This window comes from Vibrio sp. 1641 (assembly GCF_033339995.1).
GTDB lineage: Bacteria > Pseudomonadota > Gammaproteobacteria > Enterobacterales > Vibrionaceae > Vibrio > Vibrio alginolyticus.
On the sequence record NZ_JAWOVP010000145.1, the window covers coordinates 1 to 744 of the forward strand.

The 744-nt window shown below is 48.3% G+C and carries 1 protein-coding gene and 1 pseudogene; both read right to left on the minus strand.

From position 1 onward, the window contains the following. A partial coding sequence (locus R7Z47_RS24705) for an ABC transporter permease subunit (RefSeq protein WP_411913061.1) occupies positions 1-444 on the minus strand: 444 nt, incomplete at its 3' end. 14 nt (positions 445-458) lie between these two features. Then, positions 459-744: pseudogene (gene araG / locus R7Z47_RS24710) on the minus strand (L-arabinose ABC transporter ATP-binding protein AraG); the annotation flags it as partial.

Below are 744 nucleotides of genomic sequence, written 5' to 3' on the forward strand. Positions count from 1 at the left end.
CAAGCCTCGTGCTATCTGCATAGTCGCCAAAGTGGTGATCAGTGCGTTGATTTGCAACTTAGCAATGACAAAACCGTTTAACAGACCAAAGGCAACGCCAGAAAGTAGACCTGCGCCCACACCAAGTACCACGCTGCTGGTTGCGTTAATTGCGACGGCGGTAACCACACCAGAGCAAGCAATGATGGACGCGACCGACAAATCCAGATCACCGCACGCCAAGCAAAACAGCATGGCACACGCCACCATGCCACTCATAGAGATCGCCAAACCCAGACCTTTCATATTGATGAACGTCGCAAAGTAAGGCACAAAGAAAGCACACAATAAAAACAGACCAGCGAACACCATCAGCATGCCGAATCGGTCCCAAATCCCAGCAAAATTCCATGAACGCTTCGCGTCCTGTTGTTCTAGTATTTTCGTAGAGCTTGTTACAGACATAGGATATTCCTTTATTATGCAGCAGCTTGGTTGTTGTCTAGCATGGCTAAACTCAAAGCAGTTTGTTCTTTAAACTCATGGCGCTGTAGTTCACCTGTTACCGCACCTTCTTTCATCACCATTACGCGATCGGATATACCAAGAACTTCTGGCAAATCACTCGACACCACCAGCACAGTGACACCGCGCTCAGCAAGATTGAAAATCAGTTCGTAGATCTCTGATTTCGCACCAACGTCAATGCCTCGTGTTGGCTCGTCCAACAAAATCACACTCATATCGGTGGAGAGCCAGCGACCT